41 protein-coding genes are annotated in these 23,695 nt (G+C 29.7%); all 41 read left to right on the forward strand.

Features of this window, described 5'->3' with window-relative positions:
- On the forward strand, positions 1-366 hold the full coding sequence (locus E6248_RS00345; RefSeq protein ID WP_316338860.1) for a hypothetical protein: 366 nt from the start codon (positions 1-3) through the stop codon (positions 364-366).
- Positions 359-757, forward strand: a complete 399-nt coding sequence (locus E6248_RS00350; RefSeq protein ID WP_316338861.1) for a hypothetical protein — start codon at positions 359-361, stop codon at positions 755-757. Before E6248_RS00345 ends, E6248_RS00350 begins: the two co-directional genes overlap by 8 nt.
- Complete coding sequence (locus E6248_RS00355; RefSeq protein ID WP_316338862.1) at positions 754-1,098, forward strand: hypothetical protein; 345 nt, start codon at positions 754-756, stop codon at positions 1,096-1,098. The genes E6248_RS00350 and E6248_RS00355 overlap by 4 nt, the downstream gene beginning before the upstream one ends.
- 10 nt (positions 1,099-1,108) lie before the next feature.
- The gene (locus tag E6248_RS00360) at positions 1,109-1,534 is read left to right on the forward strand and encodes a hypothetical protein (RefSeq protein WP_316338863.1); all 426 of its coding nucleotides are present in this window, start codon (positions 1,109-1,111) and stop codon (positions 1,532-1,534) included.
- 92 nt (positions 1,535-1,626) lie between these two features.
- Positions 1,627-1,920, forward strand: a complete 294-nt coding sequence (locus E6248_RS00365) for a hypothetical protein (protein WP_316338864.1) — start codon at positions 1,627-1,629, stop codon at positions 1,918-1,920.
- A gap of 21 nt (positions 1,921-1,941) precedes the next feature.
- Positions 1,942-2,202: a hypothetical protein gene (locus E6248_RS00370; RefSeq protein ID WP_316338865.1), complete on the forward strand. Its 261-nt coding sequence runs from the start codon at positions 1,942-1,944 to the stop codon at positions 2,200-2,202.
- A gap of 55 nt (positions 2,203-2,257) precedes the next feature.
- Complete coding sequence (locus tag E6248_RS00375; RefSeq protein WP_316338866.1) at positions 2,258-2,380, forward strand: hypothetical protein; 123 nt, start codon at positions 2,258-2,260, stop codon at positions 2,378-2,380.
- Positions 2,377-2,700 (forward strand): hypothetical protein, encoded by a 324-nt coding sequence (locus E6248_RS00380; protein ID WP_316338867.1) that lies wholly within the window; start codon positions 2,377-2,379, stop codon positions 2,698-2,700. Before E6248_RS00375 ends, E6248_RS00380 begins: the two co-directional genes overlap by 4 nt.
- Before the next feature lie 3 nt (positions 2,701-2,703).
- Positions 2,704-2,886: a hypothetical protein gene (locus E6248_RS00385; protein WP_316338868.1), complete on the forward strand. Its 183-nt coding sequence runs from the start codon at positions 2,704-2,706 to the stop codon at positions 2,884-2,886.
- Positions 2,883-3,284 (forward strand): single-stranded DNA-binding protein, encoded by a 402-nt coding sequence (locus E6248_RS00390; protein ID WP_316338869.1) that lies wholly within the window; start codon positions 2,883-2,885, stop codon positions 3,282-3,284. The genes E6248_RS00385 and E6248_RS00390 overlap by 4 nt, the downstream gene beginning before the upstream one ends.
- Positions 3,285-3,465: 181 nt before the next feature.
- A complete protein-coding gene (locus E6248_RS00395; RefSeq protein ID WP_316338870.1) occupies positions 3,466-3,741 on the forward strand; it encodes a hypothetical protein in 276 nt (91 codons plus the stop codon).
- A gap of 10 nt (positions 3,742-3,751) precedes the next feature.
- Positions 3,752-4,264, forward strand: a complete 513-nt coding sequence (locus E6248_RS00400; RefSeq protein WP_316338871.1) for a hypothetical protein — start codon at positions 3,752-3,754, stop codon at positions 4,262-4,264.
- Between the two features lie 2 nt (positions 4,265-4,266).
- On the forward strand, positions 4,267-4,626 hold the full coding sequence (locus E6248_RS00405; RefSeq protein WP_316338872.1) for a hypothetical protein: 360 nt from the start codon (positions 4,267-4,269) through the stop codon (positions 4,624-4,626).
- A 138-nt stretch (positions 4,627-4,764) separates the two neighbouring features.
- Positions 4,765-4,950, forward strand: a complete 186-nt coding sequence (locus E6248_RS00410) for a hypothetical protein (protein ID WP_316338873.1) — start codon at positions 4,765-4,767, stop codon at positions 4,948-4,950.
- Between the two features lie 96 nt (positions 4,951-5,046).
- Complete coding sequence (locus tag E6248_RS00415; RefSeq protein WP_316338874.1) at positions 5,047-5,562, forward strand: transcriptional regulator; 516 nt, start codon at positions 5,047-5,049, stop codon at positions 5,560-5,562.
- Between the two features lie 183 nt (positions 5,563-5,745).
- Positions 5,746-6,201: a hypothetical protein gene (locus E6248_RS00420; protein ID WP_316338875.1), complete on the forward strand. Its 456-nt coding sequence runs from the start codon at positions 5,746-5,748 to the stop codon at positions 6,199-6,201.
- A gap of 199 nt (positions 6,202-6,400) precedes the next feature.
- Positions 6,401-6,910 (forward strand): TM2 domain-containing protein, encoded by a 510-nt coding sequence (locus tag E6248_RS00425; protein WP_316338876.1) that lies wholly within the window; start codon positions 6,401-6,403, stop codon positions 6,908-6,910.
- 52 nt (positions 6,911-6,962) lie between these two features.
- The gene (locus tag E6248_RS00430) at positions 6,963-7,196 is read left to right on the forward strand and encodes a hypothetical protein (RefSeq protein WP_316338877.1); all 234 of its coding nucleotides are present in this window, start codon (positions 6,963-6,965) and stop codon (positions 7,194-7,196) included.
- A 19-nt stretch (positions 7,197-7,215) separates the two neighbouring features.
- Positions 7,216-7,407: a hypothetical protein gene (locus E6248_RS00435; RefSeq protein WP_316338878.1), complete on the forward strand. Its 192-nt coding sequence runs from the start codon at positions 7,216-7,218 to the stop codon at positions 7,405-7,407.
- On the forward strand, positions 7,401-7,772 hold the full coding sequence (locus E6248_RS00440; protein WP_316338879.1) for an HNH endonuclease: 372 nt from the start codon (positions 7,401-7,403) through the stop codon (positions 7,770-7,772). The genes E6248_RS00435 and E6248_RS00440 overlap by 7 nt, the downstream gene beginning before the upstream one ends.
- Positions 7,773-7,896: 124 nt before the next feature.
- Positions 7,897-8,472, forward strand: coding sequence for a hypothetical protein (locus E6248_RS00445; protein ID WP_316338880.1), 576 nt, complete (start codon positions 7,897-7,899; stop codon positions 8,470-8,472).
- Positions 8,459-10,153: a terminase TerL endonuclease subunit gene (locus E6248_RS00450; protein ID WP_316338881.1), complete on the forward strand. Its 1,695-nt coding sequence runs from the start codon at positions 8,459-8,461 to the stop codon at positions 10,151-10,153. The genes E6248_RS00445 and E6248_RS00450 overlap by 14 nt, the downstream gene beginning before the upstream one ends.
- A 14-nt stretch (positions 10,154-10,167) precedes the next feature.
- Positions 10,168-10,434, forward strand: coding sequence for a hypothetical protein (locus tag E6248_RS00455; RefSeq protein WP_316338882.1), 267 nt, complete (start codon positions 10,168-10,170; stop codon positions 10,432-10,434).
- Between the two features lie 29 nt (positions 10,435-10,463).
- Positions 10,464-11,735, forward strand: coding sequence for a phage portal protein (locus E6248_RS00460; protein WP_316338883.1), 1,272 nt, complete (start codon positions 10,464-10,466; stop codon positions 11,733-11,735).
- Positions 11,713-12,300 (forward strand): HK97 family phage prohead protease, encoded by a 588-nt coding sequence (locus E6248_RS00465; protein ID WP_316338884.1) that lies wholly within the window; start codon positions 11,713-11,715, stop codon positions 12,298-12,300. The genes E6248_RS00460 and E6248_RS00465 overlap by 23 nt, the downstream gene beginning before the upstream one ends.
- 46 nt (positions 12,301-12,346) lie before the next feature.
- A complete protein-coding gene (locus tag E6248_RS00470) occupies positions 12,347-13,519 on the forward strand; it encodes a phage major capsid protein (RefSeq protein WP_316338885.1) in 1,173 nt (390 codons plus the stop codon).
- A 13-nt stretch (positions 13,520-13,532) separates the two neighbouring features.
- The gene (locus tag E6248_RS00475) at positions 13,533-13,697 is read left to right on the forward strand and encodes a hypothetical protein (protein WP_316338886.1); all 165 of its coding nucleotides are present in this window, start codon (positions 13,533-13,535) and stop codon (positions 13,695-13,697) included.
- Complete coding sequence (locus E6248_RS00480) at positions 13,687-13,971, forward strand: head-tail connector protein (protein ID WP_316338887.1); 285 nt, start codon at positions 13,687-13,689, stop codon at positions 13,969-13,971. The genes E6248_RS00475 and E6248_RS00480 overlap by 11 nt, the downstream gene beginning before the upstream one ends.
- Positions 13,972-13,979: 8 nt before the next feature.
- A complete protein-coding gene (locus E6248_RS00485) occupies positions 13,980-14,324 on the forward strand; it encodes a phage head closure protein (protein WP_316338888.1) in 345 nt (114 codons plus the stop codon).
- On the forward strand, positions 14,314-14,757 hold the full coding sequence (locus tag E6248_RS00490; protein ID WP_316338889.1) for an HK97-gp10 family putative phage morphogenesis protein: 444 nt from the start codon (positions 14,314-14,316) through the stop codon (positions 14,755-14,757). The genes E6248_RS00485 and E6248_RS00490 overlap by 11 nt, the downstream gene beginning before the upstream one ends.
- Positions 14,754-15,122, forward strand: a complete 369-nt coding sequence (locus E6248_RS00495; protein WP_316338890.1) for a hypothetical protein — start codon at positions 14,754-14,756, stop codon at positions 15,120-15,122. The genes E6248_RS00490 and E6248_RS00495 overlap by 4 nt, the downstream gene beginning before the upstream one ends.
- Before the next feature lie 3 nt (positions 15,123-15,125).
- A complete protein-coding gene (locus E6248_RS00500) occupies positions 15,126-15,554 on the forward strand; it encodes a phage tail tube protein (RefSeq protein WP_316338891.1) in 429 nt (142 codons plus the stop codon).
- 10 nt (positions 15,555-15,564) lie between these two features.
- Positions 15,565-15,858 carry a hypothetical protein gene (locus tag E6248_RS00505; RefSeq protein WP_316338892.1) on the forward strand — a complete coding sequence of 98 codons (294 nt, stop codon included), beginning with the start codon at positions 15,565-15,567 and terminating at the stop codon, positions 15,856-15,858.
- Between the two features lie 107 nt (positions 15,859-15,965).
- Positions 15,966-16,184: a hypothetical protein gene (locus E6248_RS00510; protein WP_316338893.1), complete on the forward strand. Its 219-nt coding sequence runs from the start codon at positions 15,966-15,968 to the stop codon at positions 16,182-16,184.
- Entirely contained in the window at positions 16,174-18,513 is a 2,340-nt protein-coding gene (locus tag E6248_RS00515) for a hypothetical protein (RefSeq protein WP_316338894.1), read from the forward strand. The genes E6248_RS00510 and E6248_RS00515 overlap by 11 nt, the downstream gene beginning before the upstream one ends.
- Positions 18,514-18,529: 16 nt before the next feature.
- Complete coding sequence (locus E6248_RS00520) at positions 18,530-18,874, forward strand: DUF6711 family protein (RefSeq protein ID WP_316338895.1); 345 nt, start codon at positions 18,530-18,532, stop codon at positions 18,872-18,874.
- Positions 18,875-18,881: 7 nt separating this feature from the next.
- Positions 18,882-20,681, forward strand: coding sequence for a hypothetical protein (locus tag E6248_RS00525; RefSeq protein WP_316338896.1), 1,800 nt, complete (start codon positions 18,882-18,884; stop codon positions 20,679-20,681).
- Positions 20,681-20,917 carry a hypothetical protein gene (locus E6248_RS00530; RefSeq protein ID WP_316338897.1) on the forward strand — a complete coding sequence of 79 codons (237 nt, stop codon included), beginning with the start codon at positions 20,681-20,683 and terminating at the stop codon, positions 20,915-20,917. Before E6248_RS00525 ends, E6248_RS00530 begins: the two co-directional genes overlap by 1 nt.
- Positions 20,914-22,347 carry an SGNH/GDSL hydrolase family protein gene (locus E6248_RS00535; RefSeq protein ID WP_316338898.1) on the forward strand — a complete coding sequence of 478 codons (1,434 nt, stop codon included), beginning with the start codon at positions 20,914-20,916 and terminating at the stop codon, positions 22,345-22,347. The genes E6248_RS00530 and E6248_RS00535 overlap by 4 nt, the downstream gene beginning before the upstream one ends.
- A 148-nt stretch (positions 22,348-22,495) precedes the next feature.
- Entirely contained in the window at positions 22,496-23,212 is a 717-nt protein-coding gene (locus E6248_RS00540) for a GDSL-type esterase/lipase family protein (RefSeq protein ID WP_316338899.1), read from the forward strand.
- Between the two features lie 43 nt (positions 23,213-23,255).
- Positions 23,256-23,695 (forward strand): acyltransferase family protein (locus tag E6248_RS00545; RefSeq protein WP_316338900.1); only part of this gene is annotated, 440 nt, incomplete at its 3' end.

The following is a 23,695-nucleotide window of genomic DNA, read 5'->3' on the forward strand; positions in this document are numbered from 1 at the left end:
ATGAAAGAATTAACATTTAAAGAGGTTATAGCAAATATAAAAGAAGGTGAAGTTTGGGAAGGGGAATGTAGAATTATAAAATGTATAAATAGCAATATAAGCATATGGAATAAAGATGGTTGTAAAAGTGATTGTTTTCTATTTATAGATGATTATAAATTCAAACTACAAAGGAAAGAATATACTTTTGAAGAAGCATTTAAAGCGTTAGAAGAAGGCAAGGAAATAGAAAGTGTTGAAAGTCTTGGTAAGTATAAGAAAATAGGAGATATCTATAAAACAAATAATCGCTTAGGTGAATGGATTTTTGCAGGGAACTCACTAAACTTCTATGAGATAAAAGGTAAGTGGTATATAAATGACTAGAGAAATACACTTCTGCAGAGAATGTGGGACAAGCTATGGAGTAGAGCTTCATCATATTATATTTCGAAGCGAAGTAAAGGCATTAGAACATTGTAAATTAAATCATACCTATCTTTGCGGCAAGGATCATAGAGGAACTAATGGACCTCATGGAAGTAAAGGAGCAACAGCCAATAGAAAACTTAAGCTAGAGTTTCAAAATAAATTAGAAATGCTCTTTGATAAAGCTTATTTAACTAAAGAAGAAATAAACGAAGTATTACAGATATCAGATAAGGCACTAGACAGGCTCTTAAAGACATTAAGTTTACAGAAGGATAGATATGTTAGGGAAGAAGTTATAAGGCAATGTATGGGTGGTAGATTGATTGTAGAGGAAGGTAAAGAATGAATCCACAACAGATAATAAATAAAATGAATCAATGTTTAATGGCAATGCAGAAAGGGAATATAGAATATAAATCTTTAGGATTAAAGAAAGCTGCTGCAGAAGAAAGATATAGAGTAGCATTACAAAAAGAAATGGCTAGATTGAAGCTAGAAGGATATAGAGTAACAATAATACCAGATATGGCTAGAGGGAATGAAGAAGTAGCACATTTAAGACTAGAAAGAGATATAGCAGATGTTAATTATACAGTATGTAGAGATAGCTTAAGGTATAACGAAAAGGAACTAGACATACTTAGAAGTCAGTTAGCGTGGTTAAAGGTAGAGTTTAAGAATAGTTAGGAGGTAGGGAATGAAAGTAAAATTAGTATGTGAAATAGAAGCAGATATTATTGATAAAGAAGAGTTAGAATCTATACAAGCAAATATAAGCAGCAGAAGTGCTATGACATCTATGGAAAATCTTTGGGAAAGGATAATAAAGAAAACATTAAAAGATATATGTCCTTACCCAGTATATTGCAATAAAAGAGTTAAAGTTAGAACAAAATACTTAAAAGAAGATGATGAAACACAAGAATTTCAACTTGGTGATACTGCTTATATGATAGATGAAGATTATAGATTTTTTGAGAGTAAAGTTTATAAAATCGAGTTGGATAACGGAAGATATTACTATGATACAAATGATTGTGATTTTGAATCAAGTGATATTGGAAAGTGGGTTTTTAAATCATATTTAGATAGACAACTCTATTTAGAATCAAAGATGGGGTAAGAATTTAATATAAGGAGAATAGGAGTAAATCCAACATAGTTATATATTCCTATTCTCATATAATAGTCAATTTCAATAAAGAAGGTGAGTAGATGGATAGGAATTATGTAATTGTGTGTAATAGGCATAAGAGTATATATGGAGGTTTATTGTTTTGGGGACAAAAAACAGAAGATAAGGAGAAAAGAAGTTTCGGAGGATATACAGGAGATATCAATAAGTGTGAGAGATATACATTAGAAGAAGCTATAAATAATGGTTATAACTTTCCCTTATACGGAAAGAACTGCAACCATGATAATTATCAAAAATATGATGATTTTGTAATTGAGATAAGAAGGTTAGAAAGATTAGGATATAGACCTATTACTATATATGTTAGATAAAGGTCTAAGAGAGGTGATTAGGTGACTAATAGTAAACAAAAAGGTGCTAGAGGAGAAAGAGAATTATCTTCTAAGCTAAGGGAGTATGGATATGAAACAAGGCGAGGACAACAGTATTGTGGTGCTAATGGTGATGCTGATGTAGTTGGATTACCTGGAATACACATTGAATGTAAGAGGGTAGAAAGACTTAATATATATGATGCTATAAGCCAAGCTAAGGCAGATAAAAAAGATAGTGAACTAGGAGCAGTATTCCATAGAAAAGATAGGTCAGAATGACTTGTGACCATGACATTAGGTGAGTGGATGAAATTATATAAGGAGGAATTAAAAAATGAATGAGTGGTTAGAAGAATTTGAAGAGATATTAGATAAAGTTGTTTCAATTGGAGATATAAAAGACTTTGAAACATTTAAGAGAAGAGTTATAGAAGTATTGGAGGAAGTAGATCAATGAAACTTAAGCTGGGAGATTACTTTATAGAAACAGATGAAAGACAATACAAGGTTAAGAAGTATATAGGCAAGGATAAAAAGGATAATGACTTGTATAAATCAATAGCTTACTGTACAGGGTTTACTACAGCTCTTAAATTCATACCTCAACAATCAATAAGGGATAATGACGATATAAGTGTCGTAATAGATAAACTAACTCAAATAGAGCGAGAAATTAAGGCTATAGATGAATATGTAAAAGAAAATAAAAATTATAAAGAGAGATATCGAGAATTAGATAGATTTATAAATATGAACTATGAAAGTGAAGGTGTATAAGTAATGATAACCGAAAAAGATTTAAAAGAAATAAATGAGAATTTAGAAGGTATAAAGCAAGCTAGGAAGCTAAATATAAAAGCTAAAGCAACAGTTGTATTAGAAGATGGTTCAGAAGCTTTAATATACCATCTAGGACAAGCTAATGACACTATAAGGATAGATGTAAAGGAGTATAAGGAATGAATAAAGTAATACTTATCGGAAGATTAACAAAAGATTCAGAACTTAATTTTACAGCAGGAAGTGGAGCTGCAGTATGTAGATTTTCTATGGCAGTAGCAAGGCCTTTTAAGAAAGGTGAAACAGACTTTATAAATTGTGTAGCATTTGGGAAAACTGGTGAAACAATAGCACAATACTTTACTAAAGGTAAACCAATAGCTATTACTGGAAGTATTAGAACTGGTAGCTATGATGCTAAGGATGGTACTAAGAGATATACAACAGATGTAGTTGTTGAATCCTTTGAATTTATAGGACAAGGTAAGCAAGAGCAAAAAGAAGATAATCCTTTTAACAATGGTGGAATGAATTTTGAGGAGGACATGACACCAGTGGATGATGGGGATATGCCATTCTAATGGAACAGATAGGATTTAAACTTGTAATGTTTAAGGAGGATTGCATAGAGCTACATAATAGTTTCTTATGTGGCTCTATACATCAATACCTATTTGAACATGAGAAAAACTTTATTATAAAAATTGATGATGTGTATTATGGTCCATTAAAAAGGAGTTGTGAAAAACTATAGGAGGGAATATGAAGAAGGCAAGAAGGACAGATAACTGTCAAACTAAAGTAGCAAGAGAATATATAAGAGAAAACTATAACTTATTAAGAAGAAATGCTATAGTAGAAAACTTATTAGATAAGACAAGATTAAAAGAAGATACCATAATAGGAATTTATAAAGAAGTAGAGTTATTAAATAAGGTCCTTGAAGAAGATAATGAAGAAAGAAAAATAAAATATAAGGGGAGAGAGCGAGAGTTCTTTATGTTCAATGATAAATATCTATATAAGGATTTAATTTAGGAGGATAAAGATGGGAAAGATAAATGAAATTAATAAATATCTAACAGACAATCAGAGTAGAGCTAAATCTTATTTAATTAATAATTTAGTTGAGAAATTTAATATAACTAAGAGAAGTGCAGATACTTATTATTACAATTGGAAAAAGGAGTATATGAATACTTCTAAGTGCGTACCTACAGAAGAAATAAAAATCAGTATGAAGGATATGGATAGAAATATGAAAGCAGATATTAATGTTAAAGCAGATGCTAAAAAGGTAGCTGAAGAAGTAGCAAGGCAATTAGCAAAGGGAATAAAGAAGGACCATATTGCTGAGGTCAGCAAAAAGGTTGAGGATCTAGAAGTGTTAGAGGAAGTTGTTGTAAAAGAAGTTAAGTTAAAAGGTAGAAATGGTGTATATCAAGCGAAAACAGGTCTAGGAGTAGCGCTAGAGAATGGAGAATATAAACTTGCCTTTTGTAATGTAGAAGAACTAACAGAGTTCTACAATGAATATAAGAAAGTGTTTGAGAGGATTTAATTATGTTGATAGTGGGTATATGGTTAGTAGCTGCAATGTTGATAATAAACTTCTTTGCAGGAGCTTATCAGAATAATAGAGAAAGAGGACTTGAAGTAAGATATCTTGATTTTGATAATTCTAAAGTGTTAGATAATAAACCAACTCAATTTGATGAAATAAGGGTAGTAGAAAGAGAATTAGATGAATTTAAAACAGCAGTTATAAAGCTAGATTATGATAATGCTATTGAAGAATACCATGATGTGAAGCAGAGCATGGAGAATACACTACAACTTATGGGAGTGCCTAAGGAATATTTAATAAGTGGACAACCTAAGCATTATAGAAAACTTAAAAAGAGAGGATGGCTATTTAAATAGCAATTTGATACTATTGCGAACTAACTAAGAGAATTTGTTCTTTGAAAATTGAATAGTACGGTATTTGAAAAATATACAAATTGTGGTATGGTAAGTGTATGAAGTATACTTTTAAAATATAACATAGGAGATTAAACAATGAGTAAAGATAAGTTTTATAAATCTGGGATATGTGATAAATGTGGAAAAGAGTATAATAAATACTATTGCGAATGGGATGATTTTTCACCTACACCAGAAGAAACAGTTTTAGTTTGCCCAAATTGTGGACATGAAGAAAAAGAAGAAAATTCTGCTTATTTAAGATATAGAAAAAGAATTTAGTATATCATGATTATAAAATCAAACATCAAATTAATAAAAATACCGTATTATTCAAGGTTGAATATGCGGTATTTTTTATTATTAAGGAGGATGTAGATGGATAAAGAACTATTTAGAAAGACAGAAGGAAAGTTATATAGATATTATGAAAGTAAGAAACATCTATTTGGATTAAATGAAAAGATAGCAAGATTAGAAAAGCATAAAGAAACTATAGAGTATGATATAAGACATACAAATATAAGAATAGATCCTTACCAAAGTGGGCCAGGTATAAATGAAAGAGTTCAAACTTCATCAACTGGTACAAGCTATGCAGAGCAAGAGATAATAAATGAAATCGAAAAGCTAGAAAGAGAAAGAGTTAAGGTAACTAAGCAAATATTGAAGACTAAGGCTAAGAGAAGAGAAATGGAAAACTATATAAGTAATATAGAATTTAATATAAATATGCTTAATGAAGAAAGTAAGAGATTCTTAGAATTAAAGTATAGTGATAAAGCTAAAGTAATAGCAATAGCTCAAAAAATGAATATGGCAGTAGCAACAGTTTACAGAATAAGAGAAGAAATAATAGAAAACATAGCTAACTTTATGAATATCATAAAATAATGAGAAGGTTTTGAGAAAATAATGAGAATTTTTTAATACTTATAGGGTTTATAATAGTAGTATGGATTGATGAATGCACCATATAGATTTTACCTCTAAAATAGAGAAAGCACTTAGCAGAAATGTTAGGTGCTTTACTTAATTTACAGAAGAGTATAAAATTATAAGTGGGGGTGGGGTAATATGGTAGATAAGGAAAGAGAAGTATTAAATTATTTATATGAAAGAATAATTATAAGAAATACTAGCTATGAATATAAAAGCGAATTAACAAATTATAGTGAAAAAATGTACGAACAATATAAATTTATAAACTTGTTTATAAGTAAAGGATATATAAATAATAAAAACAATGAAAAATTCTACACTCAAGTAGGATTTAGAAGTGATAGAGAGCCTAACATAAACGATATATACTATAATAAATTAATGTTTACTAAAGAAGGTATAAAAGAAATAGAAAGGCTAAGAAAGACAAAGAAGGAGAAAGTTGAAGATTATTGTAAGTACTTAGGTAAAAAGATTATAAAACAAATAGAAGATAAGGTAATAGCATTTTTTATTGTTTTTATAACTGGGGCTTCATTTGGAGCGTTTATAAAAGAAATATGGAATTATATAATGCAATTTATAAAATGATTAAGTAAAAGGGATTAGTAATAAAAATACTAGTCCTTTTATTATGCCTGCAGGAGCTAGTAAGGAACTTTAAAAAATATTAAAAATAAAAGGAGGTAACACTCCCTTGGCTATCTATCAACTGTTTCTTACTAGCTTTTAAATATATATTGCACACACCTTTTTATTTATATACAATATATGTAAGGAGGGTGGGAATATGAGGAATAATTATAAAATAGAATTTTTTCTTTGTTTATTTCTAGGGTATTTTGGAGTACATAAATTTTATGAAAAGAAAATTGGAAAAGGGGTATTATACTTTTTTACAGTTGGACTTTTTGGGTTTGGTTGGATATATGATTGCATAGTTCTTTTTGGGTTGGCTTTTTTAACAAATGAAGCGAGCTTAAAAAAAAGAGAAGAAGCTTTAAAAGAAAAAGAAATAATAAAGCAAGAGCAACAATTAATAAAGCAACAGGAAAGAGAAATAACTTATAACGAATATGTACAAGCTAGAGAAGAAAGAAAAAACAATAAAGAAGTATGTTGTCCTAGATGCGGAAGCACAAGTTTATCAGCAAATAAAAAGGGTTGGAGCCTAGGAAAAGGAATTGCAGGTGCGGTACTTATAAACCCAATAGGTGGAGTGGCAACAGGTATGATAGGGAAGAATAAAATAATAATTACATGTTTAAAATGTGGAAAGCAATTTAAACCAGGAAGATAGCACTTACATTTGTAGGTGCTTTTATTATGTTTAAAATTAAGGAGTTGTTAAAATGAAAGATTATCTAGAAAGATGTAATGATGTTATTAAAAAGGCGGAAGAAGAAAATATTAAAAATGAATTAAAGAGAAGTACAACATTATTATTAGAATTCATACCTAATACAATAAGTGTTTTGAAGAATGTATATGATGAGATGCTAAAGAGTGGATTTAATAAAGTACAGGCATATGACTTTGCATGTAAGTTTATTATTGAAACTCATTTTAAAAACAATAATAAATAAGAATTGAGGAGAGATCTAAATGAATGATAATACGAATAAAGGAATAGGTTTTGTTGTTTTGTTAACTATAGTATTTATAACGTTAAAACTATTAGGAGTAATAAGTAGGAGTTGGTTATGGGTGCTATCACCTATATGGATTAACATAGGACTAGGAGCAATAGTAATACTAAGTGTGATTATATATAAGGTGATAAAGGAAGTATGTTAAAGAGTTGCAAGTATTGTGGAAGAATACATGATAGTAAATACATATGTCCTAATAAACCAATAAGAAATAAATATAAGAAAACAGAAGAAGATAGGTTTAGAAATACAAAGGCATGGCAAAGGAAAAGATATCACATAAAAGATAGAGATAAAGGACTATGCCAAGTATGTATAAGAAAGCTATACAATACATTAAAACAATATAACTATACAGATATAGAAGTACATCATATCACACCATTAAGAGAGGACTATGAGTTAAGACTAGATGATGATAACTTGATAAGTGTATGTAAGTATCACCATGAATTAGCAGAGAGTGGACAAATACCAAGAGAGGTATTAAGAGATATGATTAAGGAGTAAATAGGTATCCCCCCTAGGGGTATGAATTTCAGAGAGAGCCTTACCGACACCACGTGTCCATATATGTAGATAAAATATTCCCACATCAGCTTTTGAAAATAATTTTTAGAAAGGAGTTGATAATATGCCTACACCAACAAAACCATTTTCAGTTTTAAAAAGTGAGGGGAAATCTCATAGAACTAAGAAGGAACTAAAGGTTAGAGAGCAAGGAGAAAAAGCTCTAAGCACAGGAACTGCACTGAAAGCCAGAAGTGAAGTAAGGAAAAACAAAGTAGCTAATAAAGAGTTTAAGCGTATCAATGAGCTCCTTAAGAAAATAGAAAAAAATGATGCAATATATGAAGCTGTAATAAATAGATATTGCTTGATTTATGCTGAATGTATAGATTTTGAAGATAAAAAAGTTGAGCTTTATGAACTTATTGATAACTTAAGAGAGCAATTTGAATTATCAAAAGAATATCTTGAAGATGAAGAAATGGCTAAGGAAACTAGAAAATTTTCTAAGTCAATTTCTGAGATTATAGGAGCTATAGTAGAATTAGATAAGCAATTACAACCTAAGAGAAAAATGCTTTTAGACATAGAGAAAGAAAATATAATGACTATAGCAAGTGCTTTAAGAGTTATTCCTAAAAAGCCTGGAAATGATAGTGCGAAAGAAACCTTATTAAGGGTGCTAAATGGAAGCAGTTAAGAGTACAAAAGCCTATGAATACGCTTTGTTTTGTGCTAATAATACTGATAGAAAAGTTCCTAAGTATGTCAAGAAACAAGCAAAAGAATGGTTGGAGATAGTTGAAGGAAATAACGAAGAAGCTTATATTGATGAAAAAGCTATAAATAGAATTACTGGAATACTTAAATTGATGGTACACCCTGATTTAGGTTGTTCCATGGATGAAGGCTTAGAAGATTATGCTTGGTTTTTTACTATTGCAGTTCTTTGTACTAAGTTGAAGAATGATAAAAATATAGATATAAGATACTACATAACAGCAGTTTTGGAGATAGCTCGTAAGAACTATAAAACTTTCAATTCGGCTGTTATTTTTATTATCTTATTAATGACAGATAAACAGTTTTCTAGATTCTATTCAGTTGCTCCAGATCTAAAGTTATCTAGTGAATTAAAAGTTGCTCTTAGAAAAATTATTAAATCAAGCCCTTTACTTGCTGATGATGAAATATTTAAAGTGCTAAGGAGTGAAGTAAGATGCTTGCTAACTGATAGTGAATACATTCCACTTGCTTATTCAGAGGATAAAATGGATGGTAAGTTAGCAAATGCATTTTTAGCAGATGAAGCAGGAGCTATGGATAGTTATCCTATTGAAGCTATGCGTTCTTCTCAAATAACTTTGTTCAATAAACTTGGGATTATAATAAGTACTCAATATCCTAATGATGACAATGCTATGATAGACGAAATTGATATTTCTAAAAAGACATTAGATGGATTGATGGAAAATAAGAGGAGATTTAGCCTTTTATATGAACCAGATAGTGATTTATTAATAGAAGATAAGTGGATGGATAATGATTTAGTTATTTATCAATCTAATCCAGTTGCAGTAACTACACCTCATATATTTGAAGCTATAAAGGATATGAGGACCATGGCTATTCTTTATGAAAATAAAAGAGAAAACTACTTATGTAAGCACAATAATATCAAGTATAAAGGTTTAGGTGTAGAGGGATATATTGAAATCACCAAGGTTAAAGAATGTAAAATCGAAACTGATAAAGACTTTTGGAATGGTAAGAAGGTATATTTAGCTTTTGACCTTTCACAGAGTGGAGACAATACTGCAGTAGCTATGGTAACAGAGTATGAAGGTGATATATATGCAAGGGTATGGGGATTCATACCAAGTGAAAAAATAGAATTAAAATCTAAAAAAGAAAATGTAAATTATAAGGAATTAATTAAAGATGGTGTATGTTTTGCTTGCGGTGATGAAGTAATAAGTTATAAGGAAGTTGAGGACTTTATATTGAATTTAGAGGATGATTATGGAGTTGAAATACTGCAAATTGGTTATGACAGATGGAATGCCTTAAGTACAGCTCAAAAATTAGAAGCAGCAGGATATGAAATGGTTGAAATAAAGCAACATAGTTCCATTCTACATATGCCAACAAAATTTTTAGAAGAAAAGGTATTAAGTAAAAAGTTTAAGTATGAAGAAAATAGGCTTTTAGAAATAAACTTTCAAAATGCTAGAGTTACAGAAGATACAAATAAAAATAAGTATGTAAACAAAAAGAAGTCAGAAGGTAAAGTTGATATGGTAGTAGCTTTAATAAATGCTATTTACTTGCTACAACAAGAACAATTAAATCCTTTAGATTGTACTATTCAAGTAATTTAAAAGAGGTGAGTTTGATGGGGCTTATTGCTTATAGATGTTTAGAGTGTGGGCATTACACAATATCAAAGTATGATGGGAAAAGATGTGCGAAGTGTGATGGCTATTTAGTACCATACGGCAATGCAACTTGCGTGGACAAGAGTAAATCAATGAAAGTTCAGGTAAGTTTGAAAGACATAGATCTATTCAAGGATATTATAAATGTATTGAAAGAACTTTTGGTAAATGAGGGTATTCCCAAAGAAGTGAAGATGAAAATAGAAGAGATTATAAAACAATAGCAATATCAGATATGAGGGGAGGTGAATAGATGGATTTAAGATTTTGGAGAAAGAATAAAGAAGAAAGAGTAAGTCTTGAGCAAGACGAAATAGGTCTTAGAGATCTACTTCTAGCAGCTGGATTAATAGAAGACAATATAACAAAAGAAAAAGCTTTAAATATACCAACATTAGCAGCGTGTGTTGAACTTATATCATCATTAGTAGCAACAGTTCCTATTTATTTGTTTCAGAAGAAAGAAAAAGGGAAAGTTACTAAAATAGAAAATGATAATAGAGTTAAGTTACTTAATGATGAAACTGGAGATACTTTAACAGCTTTTGAAATGAAAAAAGCATTGATAAGAGATTATCTGTTAATGGGAAATGGCTATATTTATATTAACAAAGTTAGAAATGAAATAGTTAGCTTAAATTATGTGAAAGAATCAGATTTAAGCATAAATAAGAATACAGATCCTATTTTTAAAAATTATGATGTTTTAGTTAATGGACAAGTATTTAGGCCTTATAATTTTTTAAGACTGCTAAGAAATACTGATAATGGAGCTGATGGGTATGGAATCATAGAAGAAAATCCTATATTATTATCAGTTGCTTACAATTCATTAGTTTATGAAAATATTTTAAGCAAGACAGGAGGAAATAAGAAAGGGTTCATTGAATCAGAAGGAAAACTTGATAAAGAGGCTATAACAACATTAAAAGAACAATGGAGAAGTATGTATGCAGGAAATTCAGAAAATTGTGTTGTACTAAATAAAGGTCTAAGCTTTAAGGATAGTCAAGCTACGCCAACAGAAATGCAGATGAATGAAAATAAGGTTGCAAATGGTTCTGAAATTTGCAAAATACTTAATGTACCACCCTCAATAATATCTGGTGATGGTAAAGCTAATGACGGAGATTTTGATAAGATGTTTAAAATGGCTTTATTGCCATTACTAACAAATTTAATAACAAGTATTAATAGGGACTTACTTCTAGAAAAAGAGAAGGAGTCTTTTTATTTTGGATATGATGCAAAGGAATTGTTAAAAGGTGACATAGAAAAGAGATTTAGAGCTTACGAAATAGCTTTAAGGAATAAATGGATGTTTGTTAATGATATAAGAGCAGAAGAAAATCAAGAGCCTATACCATTCTTTGAAGATATGATTCTACTAGGGTTAAATGATGTACTTTATGATAATAAGTCAGGTAAATTCTATACTCCAAATACTGATAAAGTATCAGATATCAATGGGAAAGTAACAGAAACGAAAGGGGGTGATGCTAATGAGGATAGAAATAAGGAATGATAGTGTTATTTTAGATGGATATGTTAATGCAGTAGACAGAGAAAGTAAGCCTATACCTTCTGTAAGAGGGAGTTTTGTAGAGAAAATTCAACCAGGAGCATTTCAAAGAAGTTTAGAACGTAGAGAAAATGTAGATTTATTATTAAATCATGATAAAAATAGAAAGTTAGGCTCTACTTCAGATGGAAATCTTGAATTATTTGAGGATAGCATAGGTTTAAGAGCAATATGTACTGTAACGGATTCAGAAGTTATAGAAAAGGCTAAAAATAAACAATTAAGAGGTTGGAGCTTTGGCTTTTATGCTGAAAAAGACCATTGGGAAGAGCAGAAAAGAACTGTAGAAGAACTAGATTTATTTGAGGTTACTATAGTAGATAATACTAGAGCTCCGGCCTATATAGCTACTTCTATTGAAATGAGAGATGATAAAGAAATCTTAAATGAAAATAGAGTAACTGAATTTAAAGCTATAATAATAGATGAATCTAAAAAAGAAGAGCAAAGAACAGAAATTGATTATAGCAAATATGAAAATGAAATAGAAAATCTTAAGAAGTCTTAATATAAGGCTTTTTTATTTTGTCAAAATTTAAGGAGGAATAAATAATATGATAAAGAAGAAAATTGCAGAATACAGAACATTACCTACTAACGAAAAAGGTTTAGTAGAGCAAAGGACAGAATTATTATTAGAAATGAATAAGATAGTTGAGGGTGCAAAAGCTGAAACTAGAATATTAACTGATGATGAAGAAAAGAAGTTCAATGAAATTAAAGGTAATATATCAAAAATTGATAATACTTTAAAGGCTATTGAAGAAGAAAGAACATTACAAGATTTTAAACCTGTAGATCACAAGAAGGATAAAGTAGAGGAAGTAGAAGAAAGAGCATTTGCTAATTATATTAGAGGAGTAGTAGAAACTAGAGCAGATGTTAATTTAGCATCAGGAGACAACGGAGCAGTTATACCTAAATCTATAGCTAATAAAATCATAAAGAAGGTATATGATATATCTCCTATTTATCAACTAGCTACTAGATACAATATAGGTGGAACTTTAACAATACCTTACTATGATGAATCATCATCAGCAATAACTACAGCTTATGCGACTGAATTTACAGAGTTAGAATCTACTTCTGGAAAGTTCTTAAGCGTTGAGTTAAAAGGATATTTAGCTGGTGCATTAACTAAGGTTTCTAGATCATTATTAAATAACTCTAATTTTGATTTAGTTTCATTCGTTGTAACTGCTATGGCTGAAAGTATAGCAAGATTCATTGAGAAAGAATTGTTGAAAGGAACAACAGAAAAGGTTACTGGATTAAGTACTGCTAAACAAAAAGTTACTGCAGCTAGTGCTACTACTTTAACAGCAGATGAATTAATAGATGTCCAAGAAGAAGTTCCAGACACTTATCAAGGTGGAGCCATTTGGATTATGAATAAAGCTACAAGAACAGCTATAAGAAAGTTAAAGGATAATGATGGCAACTATCTATTAAATAAAGATATATCAGCTAAATGGGGATATACATTACTTGGTAAGGATGTTTATACATCTGATAATATGGACATTATGGCAGCAGATAAAACAGCAATTTACTATGGGGATATGTCAGGGTTAGCAGTTAAGTTAAGTGAAGATGTTAACATTCAAGTGTTAAGAGAAAAATTTGCTACTCAACACGCTTTAGGAGTAGTTGGATGGGTTGAGTTAGATTCTAAGATAGAAAATGAGCAAAAGATTTCTAGATTAGTAATGGCATCTGCATAATAGGGGTGATCTTATGAAGGTAAAAGCATTAGTTAGTTTTGCTGGTGCTTTTTCTATGTACAAAGGAGAAGTAAAGGAGTGTAGTGATAAAGCTATACTCCAAGACCTTCTTAAAGCTGGGTATGTAGAGAAAGTAGAAAGTAAAAAGAAAAAAGATGGTGTAGCTAATGAAGATTAGCGAGGTTACAATAAATGATTTAAAAGAATATGCAGTTGTTAGTCATACACTAGATGATAAGTTATTTAGTCATATATTAGCTGCTTCAAAAGCATATATAAAAGGCTATACAGGATTAGATGAAAAAGCCTTAGATGAAAAGGAAGATTTAACTATAGCCTTAATGATTTTGTGTAATGAAATGTATGATAATAGAGCATACACAGTTGATAATGACAAGGCTAATAGAGTGGTTAATTCAATATTAGATATGCACTCTGTTAATTTATTGTAGGTGGTACTATGAGTAGATATGCAATAAATTCTGGAGAGTTTAGACATCTAATTATAATACAAAAATTAGATAAATCTAGAAATGAATATGGTGAAGTTATTGAAGAATGGATAGACTTCTTAGAAATAAGAGCAGCAATATATCCTTTGAGTGGTAAGGACTTCTTTTCTGCTGAAACTCTTAATAGTGAAGTTACACATAAAATTAATATACGATATGTTGATGGGGTAACATCAGCAATGAGGGTTAAGTTTTGGGATAGATATTTTGAGATTACTTCTCCACCAATAAACTTTCAAGAGAAAAACATTCTATTACAAATAATGTGTAAGGAGAGAGTTTATGAAAGTTAAAATTGAAGGAATGAAAGAATTAAATAAATCACTTCAAAGGCTTGGAGAAACACCACAAAAACACGTAACATCTTCTGTTAGAAAAGGAATGAATATCTCCTTTAAAGATGCAAAGGCAAAAGCACCAATAGAAACAGGAGAACTTAAAAGTGGTATAAAGATGGTTGGCGAAAAGTCTAGAATTAAAGGGAAAAAAGTCTATCAAATAGTTTTTGATAGAGCCAAAAACGATATATTTCAAAAGAGAAATAAAGAAGGAAAGGTAATAGGATATTATCCAACTAGTATGGAATATGGCTTCTTCGCTAGGAATGGTAGATATATACCTGGATATCATTTTCTTAAGAAAGCATTAGAAGAGAACTCAGGTAAAGTAGAGAAAACAATTATCGAAGAAATGCAGAAGAAGATAGATAAGGAGCTGGGGAAATGATAACTGAATTAGTTAAAGAGTTAAATAAAATATTTAATAACAAAGTCTATCCAACTAATGCTCCAGAGGGTGAAAAACCACCTTATTTAGTGTATTTCTATAAAGAAAAGGAAGGGAAGACATTAGAGGGATATGATGGATTATATACAAGTAATATTGTATTAAATGTAATGACTAAAACTTTTAGTGAAGCAGATATTAAAAGTAAAAATTTAAAGGAAATGATAAAACGCTTAACTGATACGAAGTTGGGTGTTTTTTTTATACAAGAAGCTTCATTGGAAGAAACGGAAGTAATATATGAGAATCAATTGAAGGTTTATAGGGGAATAGTACCCGCAACAATTTATTTTAAGGAGGATTAGTTAATGGGAAATAGAAGTTTAGGAACTGTTTTAAAAATAGGATCTACACCATCAGCTATAAAAGTTGGTGGATTAACAGAAATAGGTGGTATAGAACTTAGTGCTGATACATTAGACACTACTACATTAGATAGTGATGGAGGATATAGAGAGTTCATAGGTGGATTTAAGGATGCTGGGGAAGTTAGTTTAAGTGGTTATTTAGATATTGCTGAAGCTAATGGACAAAAGAAAATGTACGATTCTTTTGAAAGTGGGAAAGTAGAAGATTTTACAATAGAGTTTCCAGAAGCAGTTAAAGCTAAGTGGACCTTTAAAGGAGTAGTAACTGGGTTTAAAACTGGAGCAAGTCTAGAAGATTTAATAAGTTTTGAATCAACTATAAAGGTGAGTGGAAAACCAACATTAGCATTAACAGCACCAGGAGTATAGGAGGGAAGATATGTACACACCAATAGAATTAGATAAAACAAGAAATTTCAGATATGGGATGAAAGCTATTGATTATATCGAAAAGAAATTTAAAAAGCCTATAGGAAAGATTGATTTAGAAGAGTTAACAATGGAGCAAACAGCTACTATTATTTGTGCTGGATTAGTACATGAAGATTCTAAATTAACTCCAACAAGAGTAATGGATCTAATAGATGAAAAGGGGAATTTACAAGAAGTTCTAGAAATTATGGCTAAAGCTTTTGGTGAATCTTTTGATGGTGGAGAAGTAAAAAACAAGTAGAGGGTAGTGAGGAAGAATTTTCTTTAATAGAAAGTTTAAAACTCGCTACCCTTTGTGGTATATCACCTTTAGAATTTTGGCAATACACACCATATGAATTTTCTTTAATGATAAATAGTTATGCACAAAGAAGAGAAGAGGAAGCGGAAGAAAAATTAACATTAGCTTATATAAATGCTGCTTGGACAGTTCAATTCTTAGGGAAAAATAAACCTAAGTTAGATAAGTTCATTAAGAAGAATAAAAAAGTAATGACGGATAATGAAATGCTAAATCAAGTCAAGATATTAAATAATATGATGGGAGGTGAGGTAGTTGGCAGTTAAAAACCTTTTAATAAGAGGTGGAGCAGATTTTAGTGGGGTTAAGAAAGAACTTAATAAAGCTCAAAAGAATATTAGTGGGTTTCAGAAAAATGTAAATGGAATAATGAGTAAAATAAAATTTACGTTAGGTGCTATTGGAATTGGAGCCTTAGTAAAAGAAAGTACAAAGGCAGCTATGAGTGTTGAGAGTTCTGTAGATAACATAAATAGAACTATGCAAAATTATGCTAAGTCATTTGGCGAATGGGTTAAAACTCAATCTCAAAGTTATGGTATGAGCATTCAAGAAGGCTATAAATATGGTTCAACATATAGTAATTTAATTTCTAGTTTTGAAGGAAGTACAAAAGGGGTAGCAGACAGTACGCAGGAGTTAATGAAAGCTACAGGAATAATAGCAAGTAAAACTGGTAGAACATTTGAAGATACAGCTGAAAGAATTAGATCTGGTATGTTAGGCTCTACAGAAGCTATTGAAGATTTAGGGGTTTATACACAAGTTTCTATGTTAGAAAGTACTGATGCATTTAAACAATTAGCTGATGGAAAGACATGGGCTCAACTAAATTTTCAAACTCAACAACAAATAAGATTAGCGGCAATTTTAGAGCAGACATATGCAAGGTATGGAACTACATTAGCAGATACAACACAAACTAGGCATAATCAATTTATAGCAAGTTTAAAGAATGTTCAGCTTACATTAGGACAAGCATTTCTGCCTATATACAACGCTATACTACCTCCGTTAACAACATTTATAAATGCATTAGGAAAAGCTATTTCAGTTATAGCACAGTTTACTACCGCTTTATTTGGAAAACCTAAAGCGGTAGCACAACAGACACAAGAGATAAGCGGCCAAGCATCAGCAGTCGGTGGGTTAGGTGATAGTTTAGACAGCGCTGGAGATAGTGCAAATAAAGCTAAGAAAGCTCTTAAATCATTAGCTGGCATTGATGAAATAAACACATTGAACCAAGGAACGGACAGTAGTGGTGGTAGTGGCTCGGGTGGTGCAGGAGGAATAAATAATCCTTTAGATGGGTTAGACATGGGAGATGGAGGTTTCCTTTCTAGTGTTACAGAGGTTAGTGAGAAGATTCAAAAGTTAGCAGATAAAATAAAATCTACATTTAAAATTATGAAAGATTTTATAGTTGGTAACAAAGAAGTAATAATATCTGCTATTGCAGGAATTGCATCAGCATTTGGAAGTTTCTTATTAATAACTAATTGGAGCAAAATTATAGAAGGAATGCAACTTGCGTTTTATGCTCTAGGATATGCAATAAGCGGAATAAGTTTACCAACAGTAGCTATTTCAGCATTAATAGGTCTTTTAGTAGGTAACATAGTATATTTATGGCAAACTAACGAAGGGTTTAAAAATTCTGTTATAGAGGTATGGAATAGTTTAAAAGAATTTATTAATACGGTTGTAACAGATATAGGAACTATACTAACTTCATTATGGAGCAAATATGGACAAACACTTTTAGATAACTTAGAAGGATTTATGGAAAGTATACAAAATATAATAGTTACTATATGGGAGAGTGTAATAAAACCTATAATAACTAATGCATTAGAGATATTGACATGGTTATGGGATAATCACTTAAAAGGTTTAGTCGAAGAATTAGGGAAATTTATAATGAAGTTAGCAAATGGAGCTCTTGAAATATGGAATAAATTTATATCTCCTATTGTTAACTTTTTAGTTAAAACATTAGGTCCTGTTTTTGTTACTATATTTAATTATATAATTGATAGCATAGGAACAGCTATAGCAGTAATATCAGATATAGCAAAAGGCTTATTAAGAGTTTTTGGGGGTATCGTAGATTTTATTGTAGGTGTATTTACTTTGAATTGGAGTAAAGCTTGGCAAGGAATTAAGGATATTTTTGGAGGAATATTTGATTCGCTTGTCGGAATAGCTAAATGGCCATTAAATATGATAATAGATTTGGTTAACACAGCTATATCAGGAATTAACTCCATGATTAAAGTTATTAATAAAGTACCAGGTGTAAGTATATCAACAGTACCTAAAATTCCTAAGCTAGCAAAAGGAGGAATTGTTGATAGTCCAACACTTTCTATAATAGGCGAACAAGGTAAAGAGGTAGTAATGCCCCTTGAAAATAATACTGGATGGATAACAGATTTGGCAGAAAAGCTATCTGGAAGAATGCCTGCAAGTGGTAGCGATAGACCTTTGGAGATAACAATTAAAATTGGAGATACAGTTATAGGAAAGAAAGCTATAGATGGAATAAATAAGATAACGAGACAAACTGGAAAATGTCAATTGATTTTATAAAGGAGTGGTAATAATTATGATAAAAATTGGAGGAGTAGTTATTGCTACTCCCAAAACATATGAAGTTGGAATATCTGATTTAGATGGAGAATCTAATAGAAATGCTAATGGAGAACTTATAAGAGATAGAATAGCAGTTAAAAGGAAATTAAATTTAGAGTGGGGTCCATTATCCCAGGGTGATATACAAACATTACTTAATTCTGTAAGTAGTGTTTTTTTTACAGTTACTTTTCCAGACCCACAGCTAGGAATAACAACAAAAACTATGTATGTAGGGGATAGAACAGCTCCTGCTTATTCTTATATTAATGGAGAAGTAAAATGGCAAGGTTTAAAAATGAATTTTATAGAAAGGTAGTGTTGTTGTGTATAGTGTTTCCGATAAGTTTGTTGATGCTATTAAAAAGCCTTCTAGATATATAAAAAGTAAAATAACAATTGGAGATACTGTTATAGAAGGTGAAGATATATCAAATTATACACTAGAAGATAAATTAGTAACTGGTGAAGATTTCGAAATAGGTACAGCAATAATGACTATTTTAGATATAGATCTTATTAACGAAAATAAGAAATTTGATAAATATATATTTGAAAATAAAGAACTTTTTATAGAGATAGGAATTGAATTAGAAGATAAAACAATAGAATATGTACCTTTAGGTTATTTTATCGTAGATAATGTTACTAAAAATGGGAAGTTAATCAATCTAGAAACTTCTGATAGAATGGCTAAGTTTGAAAAAGAGTATAAAACTAATATACAGTTCCCTGCAAAACTTATAGATATAGCTAAAGATATATGTAATAAAGCGGGAACTAAATTTAAAAATACAAGATTTGTTAATTCGGATTATATAGTAGAAATAAAGCCTGATTTTACTGACTTAACATTAAGGAAAGCTATATCATATGTATCGGAGTTAGCAGGTGGATATTCTCGTATAAGCAGAAATGGTGAATTAGAAATCTTTAATGTAGAAAATAAAATACAGAATTATAGTACTTATATAGGAAATGAAAATATAAGTAAAAATTCTTATTTATTTAATGATGTACTAAAACAAAATGAAATTAAAATTACCAGAGATAATTATTTTACTTTAAGTAATAAAGAGAATTTATTAATAACAATAGATAAGGTAATTATTAAATCCAGTTCTATTGAAGTGGAAAAAGGAGATGGAGATAACTCCTATGAAATTGTAGATAATATATTTTGTCAAAATCCAAATGCATTAATAGATAAACTGTATGAACAAATATCAAAAATAGCTTATATACCTTTTGTGTTAACATGGCAAGGAAATCCTTCGCTAGATTTAGGTGATCCTTTAACAATAAGAAATAATGCAAGTATTTATAATACATTTGCTACAGAAAGAAAATTAACTTATTCGGGAGGACTTAAGGAAGAATATACAGCTTCTTTAATGTCAAACGCAAAAAAAGAAAGTACACCAAAAGGCAACATAGCAATTGAAGTAGGTAAAGTAAAAACTGAAATCAAGGTGTTAGACGGGAAAATTGAACAGAAGGTTTCTAATGATGAGTTTGAAACTTATATAGGGCAAACTGAGAAAACAATTGAATTAATGGCTAAAGATATATCTGGTAATACAAAAGAAGTTTCACAATTGAAGATAACGGCTGGTGAAATTGAGCAAAGTGTAAGTAAAAAGGTTGGAGAGGAAGAAGTTAAAAGTATAATAACTCAAAACCCAGATAAAGTTAGAGTTGCATTTAATGGAGTTGATTCATATACACAAATTTCAAAAGATGGGTTAAAAATAAATAATGGACACTTCCAATTACAAAACGGAAATAATGTAGTGATTATAGATGGAAATCATAATATACACAAAATAATTTCCGAAGGAACAGCACAAATAAATTTTACCGGTGAAAATAAGACCATAACAATAAAGCATAATCTAGGGTATAAACCAGCTTTTTCTTCATATCAAAATGGAGCTAATGGAGCAGATGAATATACTTCTTTACCAGCCTTAACTTGGAATGACGGAAGTGGAGTTGTAGCCATTATAAGATCTAGGTGCGATTCTAATAATCTATATTTTGATTTTATGAAAAAAAGTGATTATACGATACAAAGTATAACAATTTATATTAAATACTTCATTTATAAGGAGGTAGCGTTTTAGTGGTTATATTTTACGATATAGAAACAAGAAAAATTTTAAGAACAGAAGATAATACTATGATACCAACTCTACCAGCTAATATGGAATTAGAAGAAAAGAAAGCCTATTATAGAGAGAATTTAGAAGATTTTATAAGCATACCTTATGAGTTAGGAATTAATATTTATAACTTCAATTTATGTTTTGATGGAAATAATAATTTCATAGGGATACAAATGAAGGAGGGAAACAAATGACTTATCAACCAATCAACTGGAAGGATAGAATAGTAGAAAAACCTAATACGTTTGAAACAAAATACAATGATGATAATACATTAACTTTAATACCAGACCCAGGTCAAGTACTTCAAGAAGGTACGCCTTTAAATGCTAAAAATTTAAATCAAATAGAAAAAGGATTAATAGATGCTTATGTGCAACTGGCAGAAAAGTCTAACTTGAGTGAGATACAATCGTTGAATTCTAATACAAAAATAGAGTTCGTTCCTTTAGTTAATGGGATAAATGACTTTAAGTGCTTAGGATATAATGATAGTGACTATAAGGATTGGACTATAGGTAATAACGAAATAGTTCCTTTATTAGATTCCTTATCACCTAAAGGAACTAAGATATTTAATAAAAATATAAAAATACAAGATGGGGAAGTTGGAGTTACTATTAAAGGTCATGATTTAAGTTTTACTACTGGAAATTTATTTTTCGGAATAATTTTTAGAGCTACAAATTATGGAGAATATTATTTAGGAGCGATAAATAATAATACTTTACAAGCTGGTATATATAAGATAAAACAAGGTGGTGTGTTAACCGCAATAGCAACAGCTAATATTTCAACAAACACACAAGCATTGTATAAAACTGGACAACCAATAAATCTTAGCATTGAATTTATAGGGCAAAGTGTTAAGTTGAAAGTTAATGGTAGTATTGTAGTTAGTAGTATAGCTGATACTGTGAATGATGAAAATGTTGGCTTAATTGGATTAGCATATGTATCAACTGCTTCCTTAACTTCAAATGTACCAGTTAAATTTTCTGATTTTTGGTATAGAGAAAAAAGGTTTGATGTATTGACTGGTAAGATAGATAGACTATTAGCTTGTGGTGATAGTATAACTTATGGCTCTTTAGCTTCTGATGTATCTAAATATTCATGGGTGTCAAGATTAAGAGAAAAACTTAAAGAATTGAACAAAGATGTTATTGTAAACAATGTTGGAGTTGGTGGAGCTAATTCTAATGCAGTTATGAACACGCAATTAAAAACCAATATAGCTAATGGATATGATATAGTAACAATACAATGTGGCACTAATGATGCTAGAGTTGATGGTTCGCATTTAGACATAGAGTGGACTATTAAAAATATTTTAACAATGATTAAACTAGCTAAATATTGGGGTGTTAAACCAATAGTGTGTACTTCTACACCTGTTGACAGAACAATAAATGTATCACAGTATAACGAAACATCTTGGAGTCAATTAATAGAAGCAAACAATAAAATAAGGATGTTGTGTGCTAAAGAAAAGATAAAATGTTGTGATAATTTTAATGCTTTAAATAATGATTTGACAAAACTTGCTTCTGATAAGATACACCCTACTGATGAAGGACATTTAATTTTATTCAATGAAATGTGGAAAACTATAAATAACTAATCATTTATAAGAATAAGTCTGTATTTGTAAAAATTTGATTTAATGGTTATATAGTGGATAAATTCATTGTAAATACATTAATGTAAAATTTGACTAAATATGAAAATTGTTTTATTATTACTCTTGTATAAAAACAGGGGGGATAAAAATGAAAAAGAGATATAAAGTTATTATATTAATATCTATAATATTAAATGTTTTATTATCAAGTGTATTACTATTTTATATGAAAAACGAAGGTGTACGTAGTTATTTCGGACAAAAATATTTAGATTATAAAACTAAAAACATAGTAAGTTCAAATGCGATGGAAGATATATATTCAATGTTAGAAACACCAGATAACTCGATAATTATGCTTGGAGATAGTTTAACCGATGGTATACTATGGAATGAGTTGTTTGATAATAATGAAAAAATAATTAATAGGGGTATAGGTGGTAATAAAACTAGTGATATTTTAGAAAGATTAGGTGAGATCACTAATAGAAAACCTAAAAAAATATTTCTAATGATAGGGATAAATGATTTAGCAAATAATGAATCAAATAATTTAATTAATAATTACAATGAAATAATAAAAGAAATAAAGTCTGAAAGTAAAGGTACAGAAATATATATTCAAAGTATATTGCCTATTAATAATGAAATAAAGTATCTAAAAATATCTAATGAGGACATAATTAATACAAATCATGAATTGAAAAAGATTGCTGAAGAAAATAACTTAAACTATATTGATCTATATAATAAATTTCTAAAAAATGACCTTTTGGATTCGGATTTAACTATAGATGGTGTTCATTTAAATGCAAATGGTTATAAAATATGGAAATCGGAAATTGATGAATATATAAACAATTGATTAAATCAGATGTTAATATACTTATTGGGGGGGGATTACAGTGATGTTAATATATTCTATATCATTAATAATAATGAGTGTATTACTATTTGGTATATTTGATTATGGAAAAGAAGAATATGAAGCATTATCAGTGTATAATACTAACTTACTTAAAGGTATAGCAGCTATTCTAATAGTAATTTCTCATATTGGCAATAAGTACGGAATTAGATATTTTACCCCATTAGGTGGAATAGGAGTATCTGTATTTCTGATGCTTAGTGGTTATGGTTTATTATTATCATATAAAAAGAAAGGGCTGAATAACTTTTTAGCAAGAAGATTTAGCGGTATATTAATACCATATTGGATAGTAGTTATAATATACTCTTTTATAAATATTGATATTTTTAACATTTATGACTTCATAATGCAAATTTTATTAATAAAAACTATTCCATATACTTGGTTTGTTCAATATATAATTATATTATATATAGC

This window comes from Clostridium sp. (assembly GCF_032552055.1).
Taxonomy (GTDB): domain Bacteria; phylum Bacillota; class Clostridia; order Clostridiales; family Clostridiaceae; genus Clostridium.

Coding starts and splice junctions, on each gene's coding strand:
- E6248_RS00475 (WP_316338886.1), top strand. CDS start 13,533: ATGAAGGTAAAAGCATTAGTTAGTTTTGCTGGTGCTTTTTCTATGTAC.
- E6248_RS00540 (WP_316338899.1), top strand. CDS start 22,496: ATGAAAAAGAGATATAAAGTTATTATATTAATATCTATAATATTAAAT.
- E6248_RS00385 (WP_316338868.1), top strand. CDS start 2,704: ATGATAACCGAAAAAGATTTAAAAGAAATAAATGAGAATTTAGAAGGT.
- E6248_RS00535 (WP_316338898.1), top strand. CDS start 20,914: ATGACTTATCAACCAATCAACTGGAAGGATAGAATAGTAGAAAAACCT.
- E6248_RS00510 (WP_316338893.1), top strand. CDS start 15,966: ATGATAAATAGTTATGCACAAAGAAGAGAAGAGGAAGCGGAAGAAAAA.
- E6248_RS00395 (WP_316338870.1), top strand. CDS start 3,466: ATGAAGAAGGCAAGAAGGACAGATAACTGTCAAACTAAAGTAGCAAGA.
- E6248_RS00505 (WP_316338892.1), top strand. CDS start 15,565: ATGTACACACCAATAGAATTAGATAAAACAAGAAATTTCAGATATGGG.
- E6248_RS00495 (WP_316338890.1), top strand. CDS start 14,754: ATGATAACTGAATTAGTTAAAGAGTTAAATAAAATATTTAATAACAAA.
- E6248_RS00390 (WP_316338869.1), top strand. CDS start 2,883: ATGAATAAAGTAATACTTATCGGAAGATTAACAAAAGATTCAGAACTT.
- E6248_RS00450 (WP_316338881.1), top strand. CDS start 8,459: ATGGAAGCAGTTAAGAGTACAAAAGCCTATGAATACGCTTTGTTTTGT.
- E6248_RS00430 (WP_316338877.1), top strand. CDS start 6,963: ATGAAAGATTATCTAGAAAGATGTAATGATGTTATTAAAAAGGCGGAA.
- E6248_RS00490 (WP_316338889.1), top strand. CDS start 14,314: ATGAAAGTTAAAATTGAAGGAATGAAAGAATTAAATAAATCACTTCAA.
- E6248_RS00400 (WP_316338871.1), top strand. CDS start 3,752: ATGGGAAAGATAAATGAAATTAATAAATATCTAACAGACAATCAGAGT.
- E6248_RS00455 (WP_316338882.1), top strand. CDS start 10,168: ATGGGGCTTATTGCTTATAGATGTTTAGAGTGTGGGCATTACACAATA.
- E6248_RS00485 (WP_316338888.1), top strand. CDS start 13,980: ATGAGTAGATATGCAATAAATTCTGGAGAGTTTAGACATCTAATTATA.
- E6248_RS00520 (WP_316338895.1), top strand. CDS start 18,530: ATGATAAAAATTGGAGGAGTAGTTATTGCTACTCCCAAAACATATGAA.
- E6248_RS00420 (WP_316338875.1), top strand. CDS start 5,746: ATGGTAGATAAGGAAAGAGAAGTATTAAATTATTTATATGAAAGAATA.
- E6248_RS00410 (WP_316338873.1), top strand. CDS start 4,765: ATGAGTAAAGATAAGTTTTATAAATCTGGGATATGTGATAAATGTGGA.
- E6248_RS00470 (WP_316338885.1), top strand. CDS start 12,347: ATGATAAAGAAGAAAATTGCAGAATACAGAACATTACCTACTAACGAA.
- E6248_RS00345 (WP_316338860.1), top strand. CDS start 1: ATGAAAGAATTAACATTTAAAGAGGTTATAGCAAATATAAAAGAAGGT.
- E6248_RS00415 (WP_316338874.1), top strand. CDS start 5,047: ATGGATAAAGAACTATTTAGAAAGACAGAAGGAAAGTTATATAGATAT.
- E6248_RS00365 (WP_316338864.1), top strand. CDS start 1,627: ATGGATAGGAATTATGTAATTGTGTGTAATAGGCATAAGAGTATATAT.
- E6248_RS00405 (WP_316338872.1), top strand. CDS start 4,267: ATGTTGATAGTGGGTATATGGTTAGTAGCTGCAATGTTGATAATAAAC.
- E6248_RS00355 (WP_316338862.1), top strand. CDS start 754: ATGAATCCACAACAGATAATAAATAAAATGAATCAATGTTTAATGGCA.
- E6248_RS00380 (WP_316338867.1), top strand. CDS start 2,377: ATGAAACTTAAGCTGGGAGATTACTTTATAGAAACAGATGAAAGACAA.
- E6248_RS00480 (WP_316338887.1), top strand. CDS start 13,687: ATGAAGATTAGCGAGGTTACAATAAATGATTTAAAAGAATATGCAGTT.
- E6248_RS00350 (WP_316338861.1), top strand. CDS start 359: ATGACTAGAGAAATACACTTCTGCAGAGAATGTGGGACAAGCTATGGA.
- E6248_RS00500 (WP_316338891.1), top strand. CDS start 15,126: ATGGGAAATAGAAGTTTAGGAACTGTTTTAAAAATAGGATCTACACCA.
- E6248_RS00440 (WP_316338879.1), top strand. CDS start 7,401: ATGTTAAAGAGTTGCAAGTATTGTGGAAGAATACATGATAGTAAATAC.
- E6248_RS00375 (WP_316338866.1), top strand. CDS start 2,258: ATGAATGAGTGGTTAGAAGAATTTGAAGAGATATTAGATAAAGTTGTT.
- E6248_RS00425 (WP_316338876.1), top strand. CDS start 6,401: ATGAGGAATAATTATAAAATAGAATTTTTTCTTTGTTTATTTCTAGGG.
- E6248_RS00360 (WP_316338863.1), top strand. CDS start 1,109: ATGAAAGTAAAATTAGTATGTGAAATAGAAGCAGATATTATTGATAAA.
- E6248_RS00460 (WP_316338883.1), top strand. CDS start 10,464: ATGGATTTAAGATTTTGGAGAAAGAATAAAGAAGAAAGAGTAAGTCTT.
- E6248_RS00445 (WP_316338880.1), top strand. CDS start 7,897: ATGCCTACACCAACAAAACCATTTTCAGTTTTAAAAAGTGAGGGGAAA.
- E6248_RS00465 (WP_316338884.1), top strand. CDS start 11,713: ATGAGGATAGAAATAAGGAATGATAGTGTTATTTTAGATGGATATGTT.
- E6248_RS00435 (WP_316338878.1), top strand. CDS start 7,216: ATGAATGATAATACGAATAAAGGAATAGGTTTTGTTGTTTTGTTAACT.